Origin of the sequence: Streptomyces sp. NPDC018026 (assembly GCF_044327745.1) — a bacterium.
In the GTDB taxonomy this organism is placed as follows: Bacteria; Actinomycetota; Actinomycetes; order Streptomycetales; family Streptomycetaceae; genus Streptomyces; species Streptomyces rubrogriseus.
Genome location: NZ_JBIRFY010000007.1, coordinates 121,926 through 143,050, shown reverse-complemented (window position 1 = coordinate 143,050; position 21,125 = coordinate 121,926). Strand labels below are relative to the sequence as shown.

18 protein-coding genes are annotated in these 21,125 nt (G+C 72.0%); 17 read left to right on the top strand and 1 reads right to left on the bottom strand.

Annotated elements, in window-relative coordinates; genetic code table 11:
• The first annotated feature begins 90 nt into the window (after positions 1-90).
• From ACH4D3_RS22650 to rpsD, 5 genes are all read left to right on the top strand, one after another.
• Entirely contained in the window at positions 91-798 is a 708-nt protein-coding gene (locus ACH4D3_RS22650; RefSeq protein ID WP_398324658.1) for an MBL fold metallo-hydrolase, read from the top strand.
• A gap of 11 nt (positions 799-809) precedes the next feature.
• Positions 810-2,072, top strand: coding sequence for a histidine--tRNA ligase (gene hisS / locus ACH4D3_RS22645; RefSeq protein ID WP_398324655.1), 1,263 nt, complete (start codon positions 810-812; stop codon positions 2,070-2,072).
• 196 nt (positions 2,073-2,268) lie between these two features.
• A complete protein-coding gene (locus tag ACH4D3_RS22640) occupies positions 2,269-2,931 on the top strand; it encodes a vitamin K epoxide reductase family protein (RefSeq protein ID WP_030871078.1) in 663 nt (220 codons plus the stop codon).
• A gap of 69 nt (positions 2,932-3,000) precedes the next feature.
• On the top strand, positions 3,001-4,356 hold the full coding sequence (locus ACH4D3_RS22635) for a replication-associated recombination protein A (RefSeq protein ID WP_398324652.1): 1,356 nt from the start codon (positions 3,001-3,003) through the stop codon (positions 4,354-4,356).
• Between the two features lie 293 nt (positions 4,357-4,649).
• Positions 4,650-5,264 (top strand): 30S ribosomal protein S4, encoded by a 615-nt coding sequence (gene rpsD, locus ACH4D3_RS22630; RefSeq protein WP_003977321.1) that lies wholly within the window; start codon positions 4,650-4,652, stop codon positions 5,262-5,264.
• A gap of 44 nt (positions 5,265-5,308) precedes the next feature.
• Here rpsD and ACH4D3_RS22625 read toward each other — a convergent pair whose 3' ends face one another.
• Positions 5,309-7,498, bottom strand: coding sequence for an ATP-binding protein (locus ACH4D3_RS22625; protein ID WP_398324649.1), 2,190 nt, complete (start codon positions 7,496-7,498; stop codon positions 5,309-5,311).
• Positions 7,499-7,663: 165 nt separating this feature from the next.
• Between ACH4D3_RS22625 and ACH4D3_RS22620 the strand changes: the two genes are divergently transcribed.
• The 12 genes from ACH4D3_RS22620 (at position 7,664) to nusB (ending at position 20,963) form a co-directional block, all read left to right on the top strand.
• Complete coding sequence (locus ACH4D3_RS22620; protein ID WP_398324646.1) at positions 7,664-8,113, top strand: DUF948 domain-containing protein; 450 nt, start codon at positions 7,664-7,666, stop codon at positions 8,111-8,113.
• Positions 8,114-8,120: 7 nt separating this feature from the next.
• Positions 8,121-8,480 carry a hypothetical protein gene (locus tag ACH4D3_RS22615; protein ID WP_398324644.1) on the top strand — a complete coding sequence of 120 codons (360 nt, stop codon included), beginning with the start codon at positions 8,121-8,123 and terminating at the stop codon, positions 8,478-8,480.
• The gene (gene alaS, locus ACH4D3_RS22610; protein ID WP_398324641.1) at positions 8,480-11,152 is read left to right on the top strand and encodes an alanine--tRNA ligase; all 2,673 of its coding nucleotides are present in this window, start codon (positions 8,480-8,482) and stop codon (positions 11,150-11,152) included. The genes ACH4D3_RS22615 and alaS overlap by 1 nt, the downstream gene beginning before the upstream one ends.
• Positions 11,153-11,187: 35 nt before the next feature.
• On the top strand, positions 11,188-11,652 hold the full coding sequence (gene ruvX / locus ACH4D3_RS22605) for a Holliday junction resolvase RuvX (RefSeq protein ID WP_398325303.1): 465 nt from the start codon (positions 11,188-11,190) through the stop codon (positions 11,650-11,652).
• Positions 11,653-11,780: 128 nt separating this feature from the next.
• Positions 11,781-13,529 (top strand): endolytic transglycosylase MltG, encoded by a 1,749-nt coding sequence (mltG, locus tag ACH4D3_RS22600; RefSeq protein ID WP_398324638.1) that lies wholly within the window; start codon positions 11,781-11,783, stop codon positions 13,527-13,529.
• Positions 13,510-14,349 (top strand): shikimate dehydrogenase, encoded by an 840-nt coding sequence (locus ACH4D3_RS22595; protein WP_398324636.1) that lies wholly within the window; start codon positions 13,510-13,512, stop codon positions 14,347-14,349. Before mltG ends, ACH4D3_RS22595 begins: the two co-directional genes overlap by 20 nt.
• Before the next feature lie 417 nt (positions 14,350-14,766).
• Positions 14,767-15,951: a chorismate synthase gene (gene aroC, locus ACH4D3_RS22590; RefSeq protein ID WP_398324633.1), complete on the top strand. Its 1,185-nt coding sequence runs from the start codon at positions 14,767-14,769 to the stop codon at positions 15,949-15,951.
• A complete protein-coding gene (aroB, locus tag ACH4D3_RS22585; protein WP_398324630.1) occupies positions 15,948-17,597 on the top strand; it encodes a 3-dehydroquinate synthase in 1,650 nt (549 codons plus the stop codon). Before aroC ends, aroB begins: the two co-directional genes overlap by 4 nt.
• 167 nt (positions 17,598-17,764) lie before the next feature.
• Positions 17,765-18,634, top strand: coding sequence for a Pro-rich N-terminal domain-containing protein (locus tag ACH4D3_RS22580; RefSeq protein ID WP_398324627.1), 870 nt, complete (start codon positions 17,765-17,767; stop codon positions 18,632-18,634).
• Positions 18,635-18,795: 161 nt separating this feature from the next.
• Positions 18,796-19,902 (top strand): aminopeptidase P family protein, encoded by a 1,107-nt coding sequence (locus ACH4D3_RS22575; RefSeq protein WP_398324624.1) that lies wholly within the window; start codon positions 18,796-18,798, stop codon positions 19,900-19,902.
• Positions 19,903-19,965: 63 nt separating this feature from the next.
• Positions 19,966-20,532 carry an elongation factor P gene (efp, locus tag ACH4D3_RS22570; protein WP_398324621.1) on the top strand — a complete coding sequence of 189 codons (567 nt, stop codon included), beginning with the start codon at positions 19,966-19,968 and terminating at the stop codon, positions 20,530-20,532.
• 2 nt (positions 20,533-20,534) lie between these two features.
• A complete protein-coding gene (gene nusB / locus ACH4D3_RS22565) occupies positions 20,535-20,963 on the top strand; it encodes a transcription antitermination factor NusB (protein WP_398324618.1) in 429 nt (142 codons plus the stop codon).
• The last annotated feature ends 162 nt before the right edge of the window (positions 20,964-21,125 follow it).

The following is a 21,125-nucleotide window of genomic DNA, read 5'->3' as shown; positions in this document are numbered from 1 at the left end:
TCGCTGAGGAATCGGCACCGCCGGTAGGCTCTGACCATGGGCGCGACCCGTTCGCAAGCCCACCCGTACCGACCCAAACGAAGGACGATCGTGCTCATTGCCGGGTTCCGCGCCGGGGCCTGGGCGACGAACTGCTACCTCGTCGCCCCCGCCGCCGGTGAGGAGTGCGTGATCATCGACCCGGGCCACCAGGCGGCTCCCGGAGTCGAGGAAGCGATCCGCAAGCATCGGCTCAAGCCCGTCGCCGTCGTCCTCACCCACGGCCACATCGACCACGTCGCCTCGGTCGTCCCGGTGTGCGGCGCCCACGACGTGCCGGCCTGGATCCACCCCGAGGACCGCTACATGATGAGCGACCCCGAGAAGGGGATCGGCCGCGGCGTCGGCATGCCGATCATGGGTGAGCTGACCGTGGGGGAGCCGGACGACGTCAAGGAGCTGACCGACGGCGCGAAGCTGGCGCTGGCGGGCCTGGAGCTGACCGTCGCGCACGCCCCGGGCCATACCAAGGGGTCGGTGACCTTCGGCCTGCCCGAGGCGGCGGACGTCCCGCCGGTCATGTTCTCGGGCGACCTGCTGTTCGCCGGCTCCATCGGACGCACCGACCTCCCCGGTGGCTCCATGGACGACATGCTCGAGTCCCTGGCACGGGTGTGCCTGCCGCTCGACGACTCCACCGTGGTGCTGCCCGGTCACAACGAGTACACGACCATCGGCCAGGAACGTGCCACCAACCCGTACCTGCGGCAGGTGGCCGCCGGCCAGGGCGCTCCGAACGCGCCCCGACGAGGAATGTGACGAGACCTTCCGTGAGCACCTTCAAGGCCCCCAGGGGCACGTACGACCTGCTGCCGCCCGACTCCGCCAAGTACCTGGCCGTCCGCGAGGCGATCGCCGCCCCGCTGCGCAACTCCGGCTACGGCTACATCGAGACGCCCGGCTTCGAGAACGTCGAACTGTTCGCGCGCGGTGTCGGCGAGTCCACCGACATCGTGACCAAGGAGATGTACGTCTTCGAGACCAGGGGCGGCGACCGGCTCGCCCTGCGCCCGGAGACCACCGCTCCCGTGCTGCGCGCGGTGCTGGAGGCCAACCTGCACAAGGCGGGCGGCCTGCCCGTCAAGGTCTGGTACTCGGGCTCGCAGTACCGCTACGAGCGTCCCCAGAAGGGCCGTTACCGCCACTTCTCCCAGGTCGGCGCCGAGGCGATCGGCGCCGAGGACCCGGCCCTGGACGCCGAACTGATCATCCTGGCCGACCAGTCGTACCGCGCACTCGGCCTGCGGAACTTCCGCATCCTGCTCAACTCGCTGGGCGACAAGGAGTGCCGCCCGGTCTACCGGGCCGCGCTCCAGGACTTCCTGCGGGGGCTCGACCTGGACGAGGAGACCCTGCGCCGCGCGGAGATCAATCCGCTGCGCGTCCTGGACGACAAGCGCCCGGACGTCCAGAAGCAGCTCACCGACGCCCCGCTGCTGCGCGACTACCTGTGCGACGCCTGCAAGGCGTACCACGAGGAGGTGCGCGAGCTGATCACGGCGGCGGGCGTGGTCTTCGAGGACGACCCGAAGCTGGTGCGCGGCCTGGACTACTACACACGCACGACGTTCGAGTTCGTGCACGACGGCCTGGGCTCCCAGTCCGCGGTGGGCGGCGGCGGCCGCTACGACGGCCTGTCCGAGATGATCGGCGGCCCCTCCCTGCCCTCGGTCGGCTGGGCCCTCGGCGTCGACCGCACCGTCCTCGCCCTGGAGGCGGAGGGCATCGAACTGGACATCCCGTCCGCCACCTCCGTCTTCGCGGTCCCGCTCGGCGAGGAGGCCCGCCGGATCCTGTTCGCCAAGGTCACCGAGCTGCGCAAGAACGGCGTCGCCGCCGACTTCTCCTACGGCGGGAAGGGCCTCAAGGCCGCGATGAAGGGGGCCAACCGCTCGGGCGCCCGCTACGCCCTGATCCTGGGCGAGCGCGACCTCGCCGACGGCGTCGTCCAGCTCAAGGACATGGAGTCCGGCGAGCAGACCGCGATCGGCGTCAACGAGATCGTGGCGGAGCTGGAGTCGAGGCTCGGCTAGCGCGGGCCGGCACCCCTCCGGGGCACGTGTTTTCGCTCGCGCGTGCCCCAGAGGAACGGCTGATGGCCGGAACGCGCCGCTCCGGAGTGATTGCCGATCCGTTCATAGGCTCATCGAACGGTGCCCATACAGGCTTGTGCGGCACAATGGCCCCTGCCCGAAGCAGGTCCCACTCCCCAGTGACGGAATCGGCGTGATGAGCAAGACGACAGTGAAGGACGTCTCCACCGTGGCAGAGTCCGCGCCGGACAGCGGCACCCGCACCCCGCGCACCGAGGGCGGCAGCCGGGCCCTCGCGCTGCTCCTGGTGATCACGGGCGCGGCCGGCCTGCTCGCCGCGTGGGTCATCACGATCGACAAGCAGAAGATCCTCGAGGCCAAGGTCGCCGGCACCACGTTCACGCCCGGCTGCAGCCTCAACCCGGTCGTCTCCTGCGGCAACATCATGGAGAGCGACCAGGCCTCCGTCTTCGGTTTCCCCAACCCGATGCTCGGCCTCGTCGCCTACGGCATCGTCATCTGCGTCGGCATGAGCCTGCTCGCCCGCGCCACCTATCCGCGCTGGTACTGGCTGACCTTCAACGCCGGCTGCCTGTTCGGTGTCGCGTTCGTCTCCTGGCTGCAGTTCCAGTCCCTGTACCGGATCAACTCGCTGTGCCTGTGGTGCTGCCTGGCCTGGGTCGCCACGATCCTGATGTTCTGGTACGTGACGTCCTTCAACGTCCGCAAGGGCTTCCTGCCCGCGCCGGGCTGGCTGCGCGGCTTCTTCGGCGAGTTCACCTGGGTCCTGCCGGTGCTGCACATCGGCATCATCGGCATGATGATCCTCACCCGCTGGTGGGACTTCTGGACCAGCTGACCGGCCTTCCGCGCGGGCGGGCCCACCGGGCCCGCCGCGTTGTCGGTGCGGTCATTTAGGGTTCAGGGCGTGGAGCCCGATCTGTTCACCGCCGCAGCCGAAGAACGCCAGGAGAAGGACCCGACCGGCAGCCCCCTCGCCGTGCGGATGCGCCCGCGCACCCTCGACGAGGTCGTCGGCCAGCAGCACCTGCTCAAGCCCGGATCCCCCCTGCGCCGCCTGGTCGGCGAGGGCGCGTCCGGTCCCGCGGGGCCCTCCTCGGTCATCCTCTGGGGCCCGCCGGGCACCGGCAAGACCACCCTGGCGTACGTCGTCTCCAAGGCCACCAACAAGCGCTTCGTGGAGCTGTCGGCGATCACCGCGGGCGTCAAGGAGGTCCGCGCGGTCATCGACGGCGCCCGCCGCGCGGTCGGCGGGTACGGCAAGGAGACGGTCCTCTTCCTCGACGAGATCCACCGCTTCAGCAAGGCCCAGCAGGACTCCCTGCTCCCGGCCGTGGAGAACCGCTGGGTCACCCTGATCGCCGCCACCACCGAGAACCCGTACTTCTCGGTGATCTCCCCGCTGCTCTCCCGCTCCCTCCTGCTCACCCTCGAACCCCTCACCGACGAAGACCTCCGGGACCTGCTGCGCCGCGCCCTGACCGACGAGCGCGGCCTGCGGGGTGCCCTCGCCCTGCCCGAGGACACCGAGGAGCACCTCCTGCGCATCGCGGGCGGCGACGCCCGGCGCGCGCTCACCGCGCTGGAGGCCGCCGCCGGGGCCGCGCTCGACAAGGGCGAGGCGGAGATCGGCCTGACCACGCTGGAGGAGACGGTCGACCGGGCCGCGGTGAAGTACGACCGCGACGGCGACCAGCACTACGACGTCGCCAGCGCCCTGATCAAGTCCATCCGCGGCTCCGACGTGGACGCCGCCCTGCACTACCTGGCCCGGATGGTCGAGGCCGGTGAGGACCCCCGCTTCATCGCCCGGCGCCTGATGATCTCGGCCAGCGAGGACATCGGCCTGGCCGATCCGAACGCCCTGCAGATCGCCGTCGCCGCCGCCCAGGCCGTCGCCATGATCGGCTTCCCCGAGGCCGCCCTCACCCTCAGCCACGCCACCATCGCCCTGGCGCTGGCCCCCAAGTCCAACGCCGCGACCACCGCCATCGGCGCCGCCCTGGACGACGTGCGCAAGGGGCACACCGGACCGGTCCCGGCCCACCTGCGCGACAGCCACTACAAGGGCGCGGGCAAGCTGGGACACGGGCAGGGCTACGTGTACCCGCACGACCTGCCCGAGGGCATCGCCGCCCAGCAGTACGCCCCGGACGGGCTCAAGGACCGGACGTACTACACGCCGACCCGGCACGGCGCCGAGGCCCGGTACGCGGACGCCGTGGAGTGGACCCGGGGACACCTCGGTCGCAAGCCGTCCTGAGCAGCCTGTAGAATCCCTCGGAGTGCCGTGTCCCGTGCAGTCAGAACGGGACGACCGGCCGGAGCCCTCACGGGTTCCAGGAGCGTCGCGCACCGTCGATGGTGTCGCGGGCAGCCCACCACCACCCGGACATCCGGGAGCGGTCGGTGGGCCACTCGCGTGCTGCACGTATGTGCCCAGACCAGGGAGCGGCTGCCCGGCAGGTCCCGAGCGGACCCGGCGGGTTTCCCAGGCTGCGGATGCGACCTCCCTCAACCCTGACAAGCCGGAAATCCAGGAAAGAGACACAGACAGTGGCGAACCAGCCCCGCCCCAAGGTCAAGAAGTCGCGTGCCCTCGGCATCGCGCTGACCCCGAAGGCCGTCAAGTACTTCGAGGCCCGCCCCTACCCGCCGGGTGAGCACGGCCGCGGCCGCAAGCAGAACTCGGACTACAAGGTCCGTCTGCTCGAGAAGCAGCGTCTGCGCGCGCAGTACGACCTCAGCGAGCGTCAGCTCGTCCGCGCCTACGAGCGTGCCTCCAAGACCAACATGAAGACCGGCGAGGCCCTGGTCATCGAGCTGGAGCGCCGTCTCGACGCGCTGGTCCTGCGTTCGGGCATCGCCCGCACGATCTACCAGGCCCGCCAGATGGTCGTGCACGGCCACATCCAGGTCAACGGCCAGAAGGTCGACAAGCCGTCCTTCCGCGTCCGCCCGGACGACGTGGTGCAGGTGCGCGAGCGCTCCAAGGAGAAGACGCTCTTCACCATCGCCCGCGAGGGTGGCTTCGCCCCCGACGGCGAGACCCCGCGCTACCTCCAGGTGAACCTCAAGGCCCTGGCGTTCCGCCTGGACCGCGAGCCGAACCGCAAGGAGATCCCGGTGATCTGCGACGAGCAGCTCGTCGTCGAGTACTACGCCCGCTGATCCAGCGGAAACGCTGAAGCAGCAGGCGCCGTACCAGCGGTACCTCAGCCCGCCGTCTCCCCGCCCTTCCGGGTGGGCGAGGCGGCGGGCTTCGCCGTCCGGGCCCCCGCCGGAGCCCGCCGCACGGCCGCCGGGCGCGGCGCCGGCAGCGAGGCCCTCGCCCCGGGCCGGCGCAGGGCCCGCGCCACCGCCTCCCGGCGCCCGAGCCGAGCCCCGTGCCGCACGCACTCCTCGTACCGCTCGTCGCCCAGCTGCTCCCGCGCCGCCGCCTCGCACAGCTCGTGCGGCGCGTTGTAGTGCGCCGAGCCGAACAGCGGCAGCCCCACCGACGGCCACATCCGCCCCGCCGCGCCCTGCAGCACCGCCGCCTCCGCCGCGTCGCCCTCCGCCACCGTGACCAGGGCCAGCAGCTCCACCGCGAGCACCGAGCCCAGCTGGTCGCGGAAGCGGTGCGCACTGCCCAGGCAGTCGGCCAGCAGCTCACGGGCGCGCACCGGCTCACCGTCGCTCCAGGCCGCGTAGGCGAGGACGTACAGGGCGTACCCGCGGGCCCAACGCTCGCCGTGGTCCTCGCACACCTGGCGCACGTCCTCGCACAGGCGCACCGCGTCCGGCAGATCGCCCTGGAAGGCCCGGGCCATCGCCAGCTCCACCTGGGCCATCAGCACGTTGCTGTTCAGTTCGCCGATCTCCCGGTAGCGGTGCAGCGCGGAGCGCAGCAGCGTCTCCGCGCGCGGCAGGTCGTCCGTCACCAGCGCCAGACAGCCGGTGCGGTGCTCCGCGTACGCCACCGCCGTGGGATTCGCCGAGCGCTCCGCCTCCTGGCGGCACTCCTGGAGCGCCGCCAGCGCCGGCACCGTGTCGCCCTGGAGGATCGCCACGTAGGCGAGCACCCACAGCGCCTTCAGCCGGGACTGCTCGCCGGCCGTCGGCTCCGCGTCCAGCCGCACCGCCTGCTCCAGCCAGTGCCGCCCCTCCGACAGCCGTCCGCAGCCCACCCAGTGGAACCACAGGGCGCCCGCCAGGTACTGGCCCAGGTGGGCGCCGTCCGGCTCGTCCAGGCAGTGCTCCAGGGCGCTGCGCAGATTGGGCAGTTCGGCGTCCACCCGCGCGGCGACCTCCCCCTGGCGCGGCGAGAACCACTCCAGCTCGCACCAGGTCGCCAGGCCCACGTACCAGTCCCGGTGCCGCCGCCGCAGCCGGTCCGCGTCCCCCGTCGCCGCCAGCCAGTCGGCGCCGTACGCCCGCACCGTGTCGAGCATCCGGTAGCGCACCCCGGCCGGGGACTCCTCGCGGGTCAGCACGGACTGCGAGAGCAGCGCGCAGAGCACGTCGAGCACGTCGTCGGCCGGCATTCCGTCCCCGCTGCACACGTACTCGGCGGCCTCCAGGTCGAACGGCCCGGCGAACACCGAAAGCCGCGCCCACAGCAGCCGCTCCGGCGGCGTGCACAGCTCGTGGCTCCAGCCGATCGCCGTGCGCAGCGTGCGGTGCCGGGGCAGCGCGGTGCGGTCCCCGCCCGTCAGCAGCCGGAACCGGTCGTCGAGGCGGCGCAGCACCTGCCCTGGAGACAGCGCGTCCAGGCGCCCCGCCGCCAGCTCGATCGCCAGCGGGATGCCGTCAAGCCGCCGGCACAGCTCGCGCACCTCCCGCTGGTCCGCGTCCGGGTCCGCGTCGAGGCCGCAGGTGACGCTCCGCTGCCCGGCCCGGACCGTCAGCAGCTCCACCGCCTCCTCCGTGCCCAGCGGCGCCAGCGGGACCAGCCGCTCCCCGGCCACGCCCAGCGGTCTGCGCCCCACGGCCAGCACCCTGAGCCCCGGAGCACGGCCCAGCAGCTCGGCCACCAGCGCCGCGCAGGCGTCCACCAGGTGCTCGACCCCGTCCAGGAGCAGCAGCAGCTCCCGCTCGGCCAGGTGCGCGAGCAGCGTCTCGCGGGGCAGCCGGGTCGTGTGGTCGGTCAGGCCCAGCGCCTCCACGACCGCGTAGTCGACGAACTCCTCGTCCCGCACCGGCGCCAGCTGCACCCGCCACACCCCGTCCCGGGGAGAGCGGCGCGCGGCCGCACGCGCGGCCAGCCGGGACTTGCCGACTCCGCCGGACCCGGTGACGGTCACCAGCCGTGCGGAGTCCAGCGTCCGCGCCAGCTCCGCCAGCTGCGCCCCTCTCCCGACGAAGGTGTCGAGCTCCAGTGGGAGATTGCCGTGCGGGATGCCGTCGCGCCGATGGTCTCGCATGAAACACGGAGCGTACTGAACCGTATTCACTCCGTACAATCGCTTCACCGAACTCGACCGCACCGCGCCGCGCGCGACAGGGAATCCGGTACGGAGCCCCGCGCCCGGCGCGATAGGCTCGGTGCACGACTTTCCCGATGTTCAGGCACGTCTTTCAGGGAGCGGGTGCACACAGTGTCCGGTGGCGAGGTGGCCGGGATCCTGGTGGCCGTCTTCTGGGCGATCCTGGTCTCCTTCCTCGCCGTCGCACTGGCGAGGCTGGCCCAGACGCTCAGGACGACCACCAAACTCGTGGCGGACGTGACCGACCAGGCGGTTCCGCTGCTGGCCGACGCCTCGGCGGCGGTGCGCAGCGCGCAGACCCAGATCGACCGGGTCGACGCGATCGCCTCCGACGTCCAGGAGGTCACCTCGAACGCCTCCGCGCTGTCCACCACCGTGGCCTCCACCTTCGGCGGCCCGCTGGTCAAGGTCGCGGCGTTCGGGTACGGCGTGCGCCGGGCACTCGGCGGTCGCAAGGAGGACATGTCCGCCCCGGCCGCCCAGGCGCGGAGCACCGTGATCGTGGGCCGCACGCTCCCGGCCGCGCGGCGGACGAAGCGGAAGAAGGGCTGACCGAGCGATGTTCCGCCGTACGTTCTGGTTCGGCACCGGCGTGGCCGCCGGTGTGTGGGCCACCACCAAGGTCAACCGGAAGCTCAAGCAGCTCACCCCCGACAGCCTCGCCGCCACCGCGGCGAACAAGGCGCTCGACGTGGGCACCCGGGTCAGGGACCGCGCGGTGGGCTTCGCACTCGACGTCCGCGACAACATGGCCCAGCGGGAGGCCGAACTGGACGACGCGCTGGGCCTGAAGGCCCCCGTCGACCGTGAACTGCCCGCACTGAGGCACCACGCCGCCATCGAGAACAGCAAGGACCCCAAGTACGTCGTCGACGACAGGACGACCACGTACTCGTACAACCGGAATGAGGACCACTGATGGAGTCGGCCGAGATTCGTCGCCGCTGGTTGAGCTTCTTCGAGGAGCGCGGTCACACCGTCGTCCCTTCGGCGTCGCTCATCGCGGACGACCCGACTCTGCTCCTCGTCCCGGCCGGCATGGTGCCCTTCAAGCCCTACTTCCTGGGTGAGGTCAAGCCGCCCTTCGACCGCGCCACCAGCGTGCAGAAGTGCGTGCGCACACCGGACATCGAAGAGGTCGGCAAGACCACCCGGCACGGCACCTTCTTCCAGATGTGCGGCAACTTCTCCTTCGGCGACTACTTCAAGGAAGGCGCCATCAAGTACGCCTGGGAGCTGCTCACCAGCCCCCAGGACAAGGGCGGTTACGGCCTCGACCCCGAGCGCCTGTGGATCACCGTGTACAAGGACGACGACGAGGCCGAGCGCATCTGGCACGACGTCGTGGGCGTCCCCTCCGAGCGCATCCAGCGCCTCGGCAAGAAGGACAACTACTGGTCCATGGGCGTCCCCGGCCCCTGCGGCCCCTGCTCCGAGATCAACTACGACCGCGGCCCCGAGTTCGGCGCCGAGGGCGGCCCCGCCGTCAACGACGAGCGGTACGTGGAGATCTGGAACCTCGTCTTCATGCAGTACGAGCGGGGCGAGGGCATCGGCAAGGAGGAGTTCGAGATCCTCGGCGAGCTGCCGAGCAAGAACATCGACACCGGCCTCGGCCTGGAACGCCTCGCCATGATTCTGCAGGGCGTGCAGAACATGTACGAGATCGACACCTCCATGGCCGTCATCGAGAAGGCCACCGAACTGACCGGCGTGGCCTACGGCGACGCCCAGGCCTCGGACGTCTCCCTGCGCGTGGTCACCGACCACATGCGCACCTCCGTGATGCTCATCGGCGACGGCGTCACCCCCGGCAACGAGGGCCGCGGCTACGTGCTGCGCCGCATCATGCGCCGCGCCATCCGCAACATGCGGCTGCTCGGCGCCACCGGGCCGGTCGTCAAGGACCTCATCGACGTCGTGATCGGCATGATGGGGCAGCAGTACCCCGAGCTGATCACCGACCGCGAGCGGATCGAGAAGGTCGCCCTCGCCGAGGAGAACGCCTTCCTGAAGACGCTGAAGGCCGGCACCAACATCCTCGACACGGCCGTCACCGACACCAAGGCCGCCGGCGGCACCGTCCTCGCCGGCGACAAGGCGTTCCTGCTCCACGACACCTGGGGCTTCCCGATCGACCTCACCCTGGAGATGGCCGCCGAGCAGGGGCTGTCCGTGGACGAGGACGGCTTCCGGCGCCTGATGAAGGAGCAGCGGGAGCGCGCCAAGGCCGACGCCCAGGCCAAGAAGACCGGCCACGCGGGCGCCGGTGCCTACCGGGAGATCGCCGACAAGGCGGGTGCCACCGACTTCGTCGGCTACACCGACACCGAGACCGAGTCCACGATCGTCGGCATCCTCGTCGACGGCGCCTCCTCCCCGGCGGCCACCGAGGGCGACGAGGTCGAGATCGTGCTGGACCGCACCCCGTTCTACGCCGAGGGCGGCGGCCAGATCGGCGACACCGGCCGGATCCGGGTCGACACCGGCGCCGTGATCGAGATCCGCGACTGCCAGAAGCCGGTGCCGGGCGTGTACGTCCACAAGGGCGTCGTCCAGGTCGGCGAGGTCACCGTCGGTGCCAAGGCCCAGGCCTCCATCGACGACCGCCGCCGCAAGGCCATCGCCCGCGCGCACTCGGCCACCCACCTCACCCACCAGGCGCTGCGCGACGCCCTCGGCCCGACGGCCGCGCAGGCCGGTTCCGAGAACCAGCCCGGCCGCTTCCGCTTCGACTTCGGCTCGCCGTCCGCCGTGCCGACGGCCGTGATGACCGACGTCGAGCAGAAGATCAACGAGGTGCTCGCCCGCGACCTCGACGTGCGCGCCGACGTCATGGGCATCGACGAGGCCAAGAAGCAGGGCGCCATCGCCGAGTTCGGCGAGAAGTACGGCGAGCGGGTGCGCGTCGTGACCATCGGCGACTTCTCCAAGGAGCTGTGCGGCGGCACCCATGTGCACAACACCGCCCAGCTCGGCCTGGTCAAGCTGCTCGGCGAGTCCTCCATCGGCTCCGGCGTGCGCCGCATCGAGGCCCTGGTCGGCGTGGACGCCTACAGCTTCCTCGCCCGCGAGCACACGGTCGTCGCCCAGTTGCAGGAGCTGATCAAGGGCCGTCCCGAGGAGCTGCCGGAGAAGGTCTCCGCCATGCTCGGCAAGCTCAAGGACGCCGAGAAGGAGATCGAGAAGTTCCGCGCGGAGAAGGTCCTCCAGGCCGCGGGCGGCCTCGCCGACTCCGCCAAGGACGTGCGCGGCGTGGCCCTGGTGACCGGCCAGGTCCCCGACGGCACCACCGCCGACGACCTGCGCAAGCTGGTCCTCGACGTGCGCGGCCGCATCCAGGGCGGCCGGGCCGCCGTCGTGGCCCTGTTCACCACGGTGGGCGGCAAGCCCCTCACCGTCATCGCCACCAACGAGGCGGCCCGCGAGCGCGGCCTCAAGGCCGGTGACCTGGTGCGCACCGCCGCCAAGACCCTCGGCGGCGGCGGTGGCGGCAAGCCGGACGTCGCGCAGGGCGGCGGCCAGAACCCGGCCGCCATCGGCGACGCCGTCGACGCCGTCGAGCGCCTCGTGGCGGACTCGGCCAAGTGAGCACCCCCGAGAACGACCAGGCGGACGGCCCGGTGATGCGCCGCGGCCGCCGCCTGGCGATCGACGTCGGCGACGCCCGTATCGGGGTCGCGTCCTGCGACCCCGACGGCATCCTCGCCACCCCGGTGGAGACCGTCCCCGGCCGCGACGTCCCGGCGGCGCACCGGCGCCTCAGGCACCTGGTCGCGGAGTACGAGCCCATCGAGGTCGTCGTGGGCCTCCCGCGCTCCCTCAAGGGGGGCGAGGGCCCGGCCGCGGCCAAGGTCAGGCGCTTCACGCAGGAGCTGGCCAAGGGCATCGCGCCCGTTCCGGTCCGGCTGGTCGACGAGCGCATGACGACGGTCACCGCGAGCCAGGGGCTGCGCGCCTCCGGGGTGAAGTCCAAGAAGGGCCGGTCCGTCATCGACCAGGCCGCCGCCGTGATCATCCTCCAGCAGGCCCTGGAATCCGAACGGGTGTCAGGCAGGCCACCCGGCGAGGGCGTCGAAGTGGTCATCTGATCGCGGTACGGTAACGTTCCGCGCGATGCGGAGGCATTCGAACAGCCACCGCACAGCAAGAGGCGGAACGGAAGCGGACCCTTCGGCAAGGGCCCCGGGCCCCGTCGCCTCGCGGCTCTAGGGGATCGATGACTGAGTATGGCCGGGGCCCAGGCTCCGAACCGTGGCATCCGGAGGACCCGTTGTACGGGGACGGCGGATGGGGCGGACAGCAGGCCCAGGCGGGTCAGCAGTCCCCCTACGGCGGCCAGCCGCAGCAGTATCCGGAGCAGCAGGCGCAGCAGGGTTACGGCGACTGGAGCAACGGCGGCCAGCAGTCTTACGGCGGCGGGCAGCCCCAGTACGACCAGTACGCCCACCAGCACCCCGAACAGCAGTACGACCCGTACGGTCAGCAGCAGTACGACCAGCGCCAGTACGGTCAGCAGCAGTACGACCAGCAGTACGCACCCCAGGCCCAGCCGCAGCAGGGCTACGACAACGGCGGCTGGGGCGGCGGCGCACACCCCCAGGCGCAGTACCCGGCCGACCCGTCCGACCCCTACGGACAGCAGGCCGGCGGCTACGGCGCCGAGCAGCCCGACTTCTACGGCACCCCCGAGGCGTACCCGCCGCCGGAGCCGCCCACCCGCAGGCGCGCCGAGCCCGAGCCGCAGCGCACCGACTGGGACCCCGGACCGGACGAGGGGGAGCACGCCTTCTTCGCCGGCGGGGACGCGGACGAGGACGACGACGCGCCGGGCGACGGCCGCGAGGGCCGGGAGGACCGCAGAACCAGGGGCGGCGGCAAGCCCAAGAAACGCCGCAGCGGATGCGCCTGCCTGGTGGTCTGCCTGGTGCTCGGCGGCGGCGTGGCAGGCATCGGATATTTCGGCTACCAGTTTTACCAGGATCGTTTCGGCGCGGCCCCGGACTTCGCGGGCGGCGGCAACGGCGAGCAGGTGACGGTCACCATCCCCAAGGGCGCGGGCGGTTCCACGATCGGCCAGGAACTCAAGCGGCAGGGCGTGGTGAAGAGCGTCGACGCGTTCATCGCCGCCCAGCAGAGCAACCCCCGCGGCAAGAGCATCCAGGACGGCGTGTACACGCTGCAGAAGGAGATGTCGGCCGAGAGTGCGGTCGAACTCCTGCTCAGCCCGAAGAGCCGCAGCAACCTGATCATCGCCGAGGGCAGGCGCAACGCCGACGTCTACAAGCTCATCGACAAACGCCTCGAGGTGAAGGACGGCACCACCGCCAAGGTCGCCAAGTCCGAGTACAAGAGCCTCGGCCTGCCCGACTGGGCGCTGAACCACAAGGACGTCAAGGACCCCCTGGAAGGCTTCCTCTACCCGTCCAGCTACTCGGCGGCCAAGGGGCAGAAGCCCGAGGACGTGCTCAAGCAGATGGTGGCACGTGCCAGCGAGCAGTACGAGAAGATCGGCCTGGAGCAGAAGGCGGAGGGTCTGGGCCTGGAAGGACCGTGGGAGCTGCTCACCGCCGCGAGCCTGGTGCAGGCGGAGGGCAAGACCCACGAGGACTTCCGCAAGATGGCCGAGGTCATCTACAACAGGCTCAAGACCGACAACACCGAGACGAACCAGAAGCTCCAGTTCGACTCGACCTTCAACTACCTCATGCGCCAGAGCAAGATCCACATCAGCGAGTCCGAGATCAACACCAACCCGGACCCGTACAACACCTACTACCACCGGGGCCTGCCGCCCGGACCCATCAGCAACCCCGGTGAAGAGGCCCTGCAAGCGGCGCTCAACCCCACCGAGGACGGCTGGATCTACTTCGTGGCCACCGACGGCGTGAAGAAGACCGAGTTCGCCAAGACCCACGACGAGTTCCTGAAGCTGAAGGACAAGTTCGATGCCAGCTCCGGCAACTGACCGGCGCCGGGCCGCCGTACTCGGCTCCCCGATCGCCCACTCACTCTCCCCGGTGCTGCACCGCGCCGCCTACGCGGAGCTGGGCCTCGCGGACTGGACGTACGACCGCTTCGACGTGGACGAGGCGGCCCTGCCGGGCTTCCTGGCGGGGCTCGGGCCCGAGTGGGCGGGGCTGTCGCTGACCATGCCGCTCAAGCGGGCGGTGATCCCGCTGCTCGACTCGGTCAGTGAGACGGCGGCCTCCGTGGACGCGGTGAACACCGTCGTCCTCACCGAGGACGGCCGCAGGACCGGCGACAACACCGACATCCCCGGCATCGTCGCCGCCCTGCGCGAGCACGGCATCGAGAAGGTCGAGTCCGCCGCGATCCTCGGCGCCGGCGCCACCGCGTCCTCCGCGCTCGCCGCGCTGGCCCGGATCTGCACCGGCGAGGTCTCCGTCTACGTCCGCAGCGCGGCGCGCGCCGCCGAGATGCGGGGCTGGGCGGAACGGCTCGGCGTCGACGTACGGCTCGCCGACTGGGCGGACGCCGCGGCGGCACTGCGCGCCCCGCTGGTCGTGGCCACCACCCCGGCCGGTGCCACCGACGCGCTCGCGGCCGCCGTCCCCGAGATGCCCACCACGCTCTTCGACGTGCTCTACGACCCCTGGCCCACCGCGCTCGCCGCCCGCTGGTCGGCGCACGGCGGTGCCGTCGTCAGCGGCCTGGACCTGCTGCTCCACCAGGCAGTGCTCCAGGTGGAGCAGATGACCGGCCGGACACCGGCACCGCTGGCGGCCATGCGAAAGGCGGGGGAGCACGCGCTCGCGGCCCGCTAGGAGCCCGTCCGGTCGCCGTCGTCGCGAGCTGGGTGGTCGAGGCGCGTGGCGCGGGATCGCCCGGCGGCGCGCCAGGAGCACGGGTCCGGCCCTGCCCGCGACGGCGCCGTACGACCGGGGCGGCGGGGCCGACCACCTCGGCCCGTACGCTCCGCCGCGGCGGCAGGAGAGCGGGGCCGGCTTCCTCGGTTCCCACGCCCCGCCCCGGCAGCGGGGCAACCGTCCCGACTGACGTCGCCCGGGGCTGTGCGCCCGTCCGGCCGGGCGTCCGGCAAATGGACCGGCGACCGGGTCCTGCGGCCGGACGTGGGAGGATCGGAGGCGGCGGACCGGGGCCGCGCACCCGGTCGGACCGTCGCGTACGCGAAGAAGGCGCGTACGCGGGGCATACCGGGGCGCGAGCACTGAGGAGCACCGTTGAGCAGGTTGCGCTGGCTGACCGCGGGGGAGTCCCACGGTCCCGCACTCGTCGCGACGCTGGAGGGGCTGCCCGCCGGTGTGCCGATCACCACGGAGATGGTGGCGGACCACCTGGCCAGGCGGCGGCTCGGTTACGGCCGCGGTGCGCGGATGAAGTTCGAGCGCGACGAGGTGACCTTCCTCGGCGGCGTCCGGCACGGGCTGACCATGGGTTCCCCGGTCGCCGTGATGGTCGGCAACACCGAGTGGCCCAAGTGGGAGCAGGTCATGGCGGCCGACCCGGTGGACCCGGAGGTGCTGGCCGGCCTCGCCCGCAACGCCCCGCTGACCAGGCCGCGCCCCGGCCACGCGGACCTCGCCGGGATGCAGAAGTACGGCTTCGACGAGGCCCGGCCGATCCTCGAGCGCGCCTCGGCCCGTGAGACGGCGGCCCGCGTCGCCCTGGGCGCGGTGGCCCGGTCGTACCTGAAGGAGACGGCCGGCGTCGAGATCGTCAGCCATGTCGTCGAGCTGGCCTCGGCGAAGGCGCCGCGCGGCGTGTACCCGACGCCGGCCGACGTCGAGAGGCTGGACGCCGACCCCGTGCGCTGCCTGGACGCGGACGCGTCGAAGGCGATGGTCGCCGAGATCGACCAGGCCCACAAGGACGGCGACACCCTCGGCGGCGTCGTGGAGGTCCTCGCCTATGGCGTGCCGGTGGGCCTCGGCTCGCACGTCCACTGGGACCGCAAGCTCGACGCGCGGCTCGCGGGCGCCCTGATGGGCATCCAGGCGATCAAGGGCGTCGAGATCGGTGACGGGTTCGAGCTGGCCCGGGTGCCCGGTTCCCAGGCGCACGACGAGATCGTGGGCACGCCCGACGGCATCCGCCGCGTCTCGGGCCGGTCCGGCGGTACCGAGGGCGGGCTCACCACCGGCGAGCTGCTGCGGGTGCGTGCGGCGATGAAGCCGATCGCGACGGTGCCGCGCGCCCTGAAGACCGTGGACGTGGCCACCGGCGAGGCCGCGCAGGCGCACCACCAGCGCTCCGACGTGTCCGCGGTGCCGGCCGCCGGGATCGTCGCGGAGGCGATGGTGGCGCTGGTCCTGGCGGACGCGGTGGCGGAGAAGTTCGGCGGCGACAGCGTGACCGAGACCCGCCGCAACGTGCGCTCCTACCTCGACCACCTGGCCATCCGATGAGCGGCGGCCCGCAGGTCGTCCTCGTCGGCCCGATGGGCGTCGGCAAGTCCACCGTCGGACAGTTGCTGGCCGAGCGGCTCGGCGTCCGCTTCCGGGACACCGACGAGGACATCGTCACCGCGCAGGGACGGAGCATCGCCGAGATCTTCGTGGACGAGGGCGAACCGGTCTTCCGCGAGCTGGAGAAGGAGGCCGTGCGGACCGCGCTCGGCGAGCACGACGGCGTCCTCGGCCTCGGCGGCGGCGCGGTCCTCGACGCGGACACGCGCGCGCTGCTCGCCGGGCACCGGGTGGTCTACCTCTCGATGGACGTCGAGGAGGCGGTGCGGCGCACCGGCCTGAACGTGGCGCGTCCGTTGCTGACGGTCAACCCGCGCAAGCAGTGGCGCGAGCTGATGGAGGCCCGCCGGCACCTCTACGAGGAGGTCGCCACGGCCGTGGTGGCCACCGACGGCCGCACACCGGAAGAAGTCACCCGAGCCGCCCTGGAAGCAGTGGAGTTGCAGACCGTATCTCCCGGGGGACAACCCCCGGACCCCCGGCCGGAGGACGCTGTGGTGAACGACGTGACAAGGATCGAGATCGGCGGCACCGCGGGGTCCGAGCCCTACGAGGTCCTGGTGGGCCGTCAGCTCCTGGGTGAGCTGGGCGGTCTGATCGGGGCGAAGGCGAAGCGGGTCGCGGTGATCCACCCCGAGGCGCTCGCCGAGACCGGTGACGCGCTGCGCGCCGACCTCGCCGGGCAGGGCTACGAGGCGATCGCGATCCAGGTGCCCAACGCCGAGGAGGCCAAGACCGCCGAGGTCGCCGCGTACTGCTGGAAGGCGCTGGGCCAGTCCGGGTTCACCCGCACCGACGTCGTGGTCGGGGTCGGCGGCGGTGCCAGCACCGACCTGGCCGGGTTCGTGGCCGCGACCTGGCTGCGCGGGGTGCGCTGGATCGCCGTCCCCACCACCGTGCTGGCCATGGTGGACGCGGCCGTCGGCGGCAAGACCGGCATCAACACGGCCGAGGGCAAGAACCTGGTCGGCTCCTTCCACCCGCCGGCCGGTGTCCTGTGCGACCTGGCCGCCCTGGACTCGCTGCCGGTCAATGACTACGTCTCCGGACTGGCCGAGGTGATCAAGGCCGGTTTCATCGCGGACCCCTCGATCCTGGACCTGATCGAGTCCGACCCGCAGGCCGCCCGGACGCCGGCCGGTCCGCACACCGCCGAGCTGATCGTGCGCTCCATCAAGGTCAAGGCCGAGGTCGTCTCGTCCGACCTGAAGGAAGCGGGCCTGCGGGAGATCCTGAACTACGGCCACACCCTCGGCCACGCCATCGAGAAGAACGAGCGCTACAAGTGGCGCCACGGCGCCGCCGTATCGGTCGGCATGCACTTCGCCGCCGAACTGGGCCGCCTGGCCGGGCGGCTGGACGACGCCACCGCCGACCGCCACCGCAGCATCCTCGAAGCGGTCGGACTGCCGCTGCACTACCGCTACGACCAGTGGCCCAAGCTGGTCGAGAACATGAAGGTCGACAAGAAGTCCCGCGGCGACATGCTGCGCTTCATCGTCCTGGACGGCCTCGCCAGGCCCACCGTGCTGGAGGGCCCCGACCCGGCCGTCCTCCTCGCCGCCTACGGCGAGGTGGGCGAGTAGTACCCCGGTGCGCGGTTCCACCCGATTCGCCGGGCGGGACGGGCACTTCGGACCGCCCCCGGCCGTTCACCAAACGACGGCCGGGGGCGGTACCGTTCGGTAGCACGCCGACGGGCCCCCTTCCCGTCGTCAGCGCCCATCGCCTGTACGAGACGGAGTGGCACCGGATGCAGCACCCCGTGGGTTCTCCGCTGCCGCCGCCCCATCAGCCGGGGCACGGACCGGTCCTCGGCTGGTCCCCGGCCGCACACCACCCCGGCCCGCCCCAGGGACCCGCCCCCGTGCCCGCGCCGGCGCCGGGGTACCCCACGGCGCCGCGGCAGGCCCCGGTCCCGCATCCGGGTTCCGGCCCGGCCCCGCACCAGCCGGCTCCCGGCCCGGCCGCGCCGGACACCACCGGCCATGTGCCGCTGCCGCCCGGCGGCCCGGTCGCCGTGCCCAGCGTGCCCCCCGCCACGGCCGCCGCGCCCGACCCCACCACGACCACCCTCGCGGTGCTGCTCATCGGCCCCGCGGGCGCGGGCAAGACCAGCGTGGCCAAGTACTGGGCGGACCACCGCCGGGTCCCCACCGCCCACATCAGCCTCGACGACGTGCGCGAATGGGTCCGCTCCGGCTTCGCCGACCCCCAGACCGGGTGGAACGAGCACTCGGAGGCGCAGTACCGCCTCGCCCGCCGCACCTGCGGCTTCTCCGCGCGCAACTTCCTCGCCAACGGCATCTCCTGCATCCTCGACGACGCGGTCTTCCCGGACCGCCCCGTCGTCGGCCTCGGCGGCTGGAAGCGGCACGTCGGCCCCGGCCTGCTCCCGGTCGTCCTCCTGCCGGGCCTGGACATCGTCCTGGAGCGCAACGCCGAACGCAGCGGCAACCGGCGCCTCACCGACGAGGAGGTCGCCCGCATCCACGGCCGCATGGCCGGCTGGTACGGCTCCGGCCTCCCCATCATCGACAACTCCCAACTCGACATCCCGGAAACCGCCCACCTCCTCGACGAGGTCCTCTCCCGCTCCATAGCCAGCCCCCCGAACTGGTGAGCGCCCCGCAGGGGCGCGGGGAACTGCGCGAGCAACCCCCACCGGCGTTCGGACGCCACACGACAAGGCCCCACCCCGACAGGCGCACCCCGCATCCCCCGGCCCCGCCCACTCGGCCCACCCAAGCGGCGCCCCCACCGGCGGAGCCATACGCTCGGCTCATGTCAGAGGTCTACGCGGCCCGCCGGACGCGCCTACGGGAACGCTGCAACGCGGGCGGCAGCGCGGCGGCGCTCGTCTCCCGGCCCGCCAACGTGCGCTATCTCGCGGGCGCCGCCCCGCACGGCGCCGTGCTGCTCCTCGGCAGGACCGAGGACCTGCTGGTCTGCTCGGGCCCGCCGGACGACCGGCCCGTACAAGGCCGCCCCGACGAGTCGCTGCCGGTGCGCGCGCTGCCCGGCCCCGGCGGCGATCCGGCCGTCGCGGCCACCGACCTGGCCGCGGACCAGGGCGCCGAGTCCCTCGCCACCGAGGACCACCACCTCACCGTGGTCCGGCACCGCGCCATGCGCTCGGTCGCGCCGGCGCTGCGCCTGACCGACCTCGGCCAGGCCGTCGAACAGCTGAGGGTGGTCAAGGACGAGGAGGAGATCTCCTGCCTGCGCATCGGCGCCGAGATCGCCGACCAGGCGCTCGGCGAGCTCCTGGAGTCCATCCTGGTCGGCCGCACCGAGCGGCACCTCGCCCTGGAGCTGGAACGCCGCCTGGTCGACCACGGCGCCGACGGCCCCGCCTTCCCCACCTCCGTCGGCACCGGACCCAACTCGGGGCGCCGCGGCCACCGGCCCACCGACCGGCGGGTCGAGGAGGGCGACTTCCTCTCCGTGTGCCTGGGCGCGACGTACCGCGGCTACCGTTGCGAGATCGGCCGCACCTTCGTCATCGGCACCTCGCCGGCCGACTGGCAGATCGAGTTGTACGACCTCGTCTTCTCGGCCCAGCGCGCCGGACGGGAGGCCCTCGCACCCGGCGCCGCCTGCCGTGACGTGGACCGCGCGGCCCGCCAGCCACTGGACTCCGCGGGGTACGCGGAGCACCTTCCGGCACTCACCGGGCACGGTGTCGGACTCGAAATCGACGAGGACCCTCAGTTGGCGCCCGCGGCCATGGGTAAACTGGACGCTTGTGTGCCGGTCACCGTCGAACCGGGGGTTCACCTCCCGGGCCGGGGCGGGGTCCGGATCGATGACACGCTCGTCGTGCGCCCCGAGGCGGACGGCGGACCCGAGCTACTCACCATCACGACCAAGGAGCTGCTCGCGCTCTAGCCTCGCGCTGTGCGTACGCTCCCGGGTCGTCCACGTCAGTCCAGTCCAGGAGATTCCGCAACCGTGGCTTCCACGAACGACCTCAAGAACGGCCTGGTGCTCAAGCTCGAAGGCGGCCAGCTCTGGTCCGTCGTCGAGTTCCAGCACGTCAAGCCCGGCAAGGGCCCGGCCTTCGTGCGCACCAAGCTGAAGAACGTGCTTTCCGGCAAGGTGGTCGACAAGACCTTCAACGCCGGCGTCAAGGTCGAGACGGCCACTGTCGACAAGCGTGACATGCAGTTCTCGTACATGGACGGCGACTACTTCGTCTTCATGGACATGGAGACGTACGACCAGCTGATGATCGACCGCAAGGTCGTCGGCGACGCCGCCCACTTCCTCGTCGAGGGCTTCGAGGCCACCGTCGCGCAGCACGAGGGCGAGGTGCTCTTCGTCGAGCTGCCGGCCGCCGTCGAGCTGACCATCCAGGAGACCGAGCCCGGCGTCCAGGGCGACCGCTCCACCGGCGGCACCAAGCCGGCCACCCTGGAGACCGGTCACCAGATCAACGTCCCGCTCTTCATCACCACCGGTGAGAAGATCAAGGTCGACACCCGTACGAGCGACTACCTCGGCCGGGTGAACAGCTAACCGTGGCTGCTCGCAACACGGCCCGCAAGCGCGCCTTCCAGATCCTCTTCGAGGGCGATCAGCGCGGCGCCGACGTCCTGACGGTGCTCGCCGACTGGGTCCGGCACTCCCGGTCCGACACCCGGCAGCCGCCGGTGAGCGAGTACACGATGGAGCTGGTGGAGGGCTACGCCGGTCGGGCGGAGCGCATCGACGAGCTGATCGCCCAGTACGCGGTCGACTGGACGCTCGACCGGATGCCGGTCGTCGACCGCAACATCCTGCGCCTGGGCGCGTACGAGCTGCTGTGGGTCGACGCGACCCCGGACGCCGTCGTGCTGGACGAGATGGTGCAGCTGGCGAAGGAGTTCTCCACCGACGAGTCGCCCGCGTTCATCAACGGGCTGCTGGGCCGGCTGAAGGACCTGAAGCCCTCGTTGCGCCGCGAGTAGCTCCGCCGGTTGTGCGGGGGGCGCGGCGCCATGGGGGTGCGGTGGCGTGGCGGCTGCGGGTTGTCCGTGGCTGGTCGCGCAGTTCCCCGCGCCCCTTCCGGGGCTGCTGAGCCCACGACGTGCAAAAGGCCGCCGGGGTGGCCGGGACCGTGTGAACGGTTC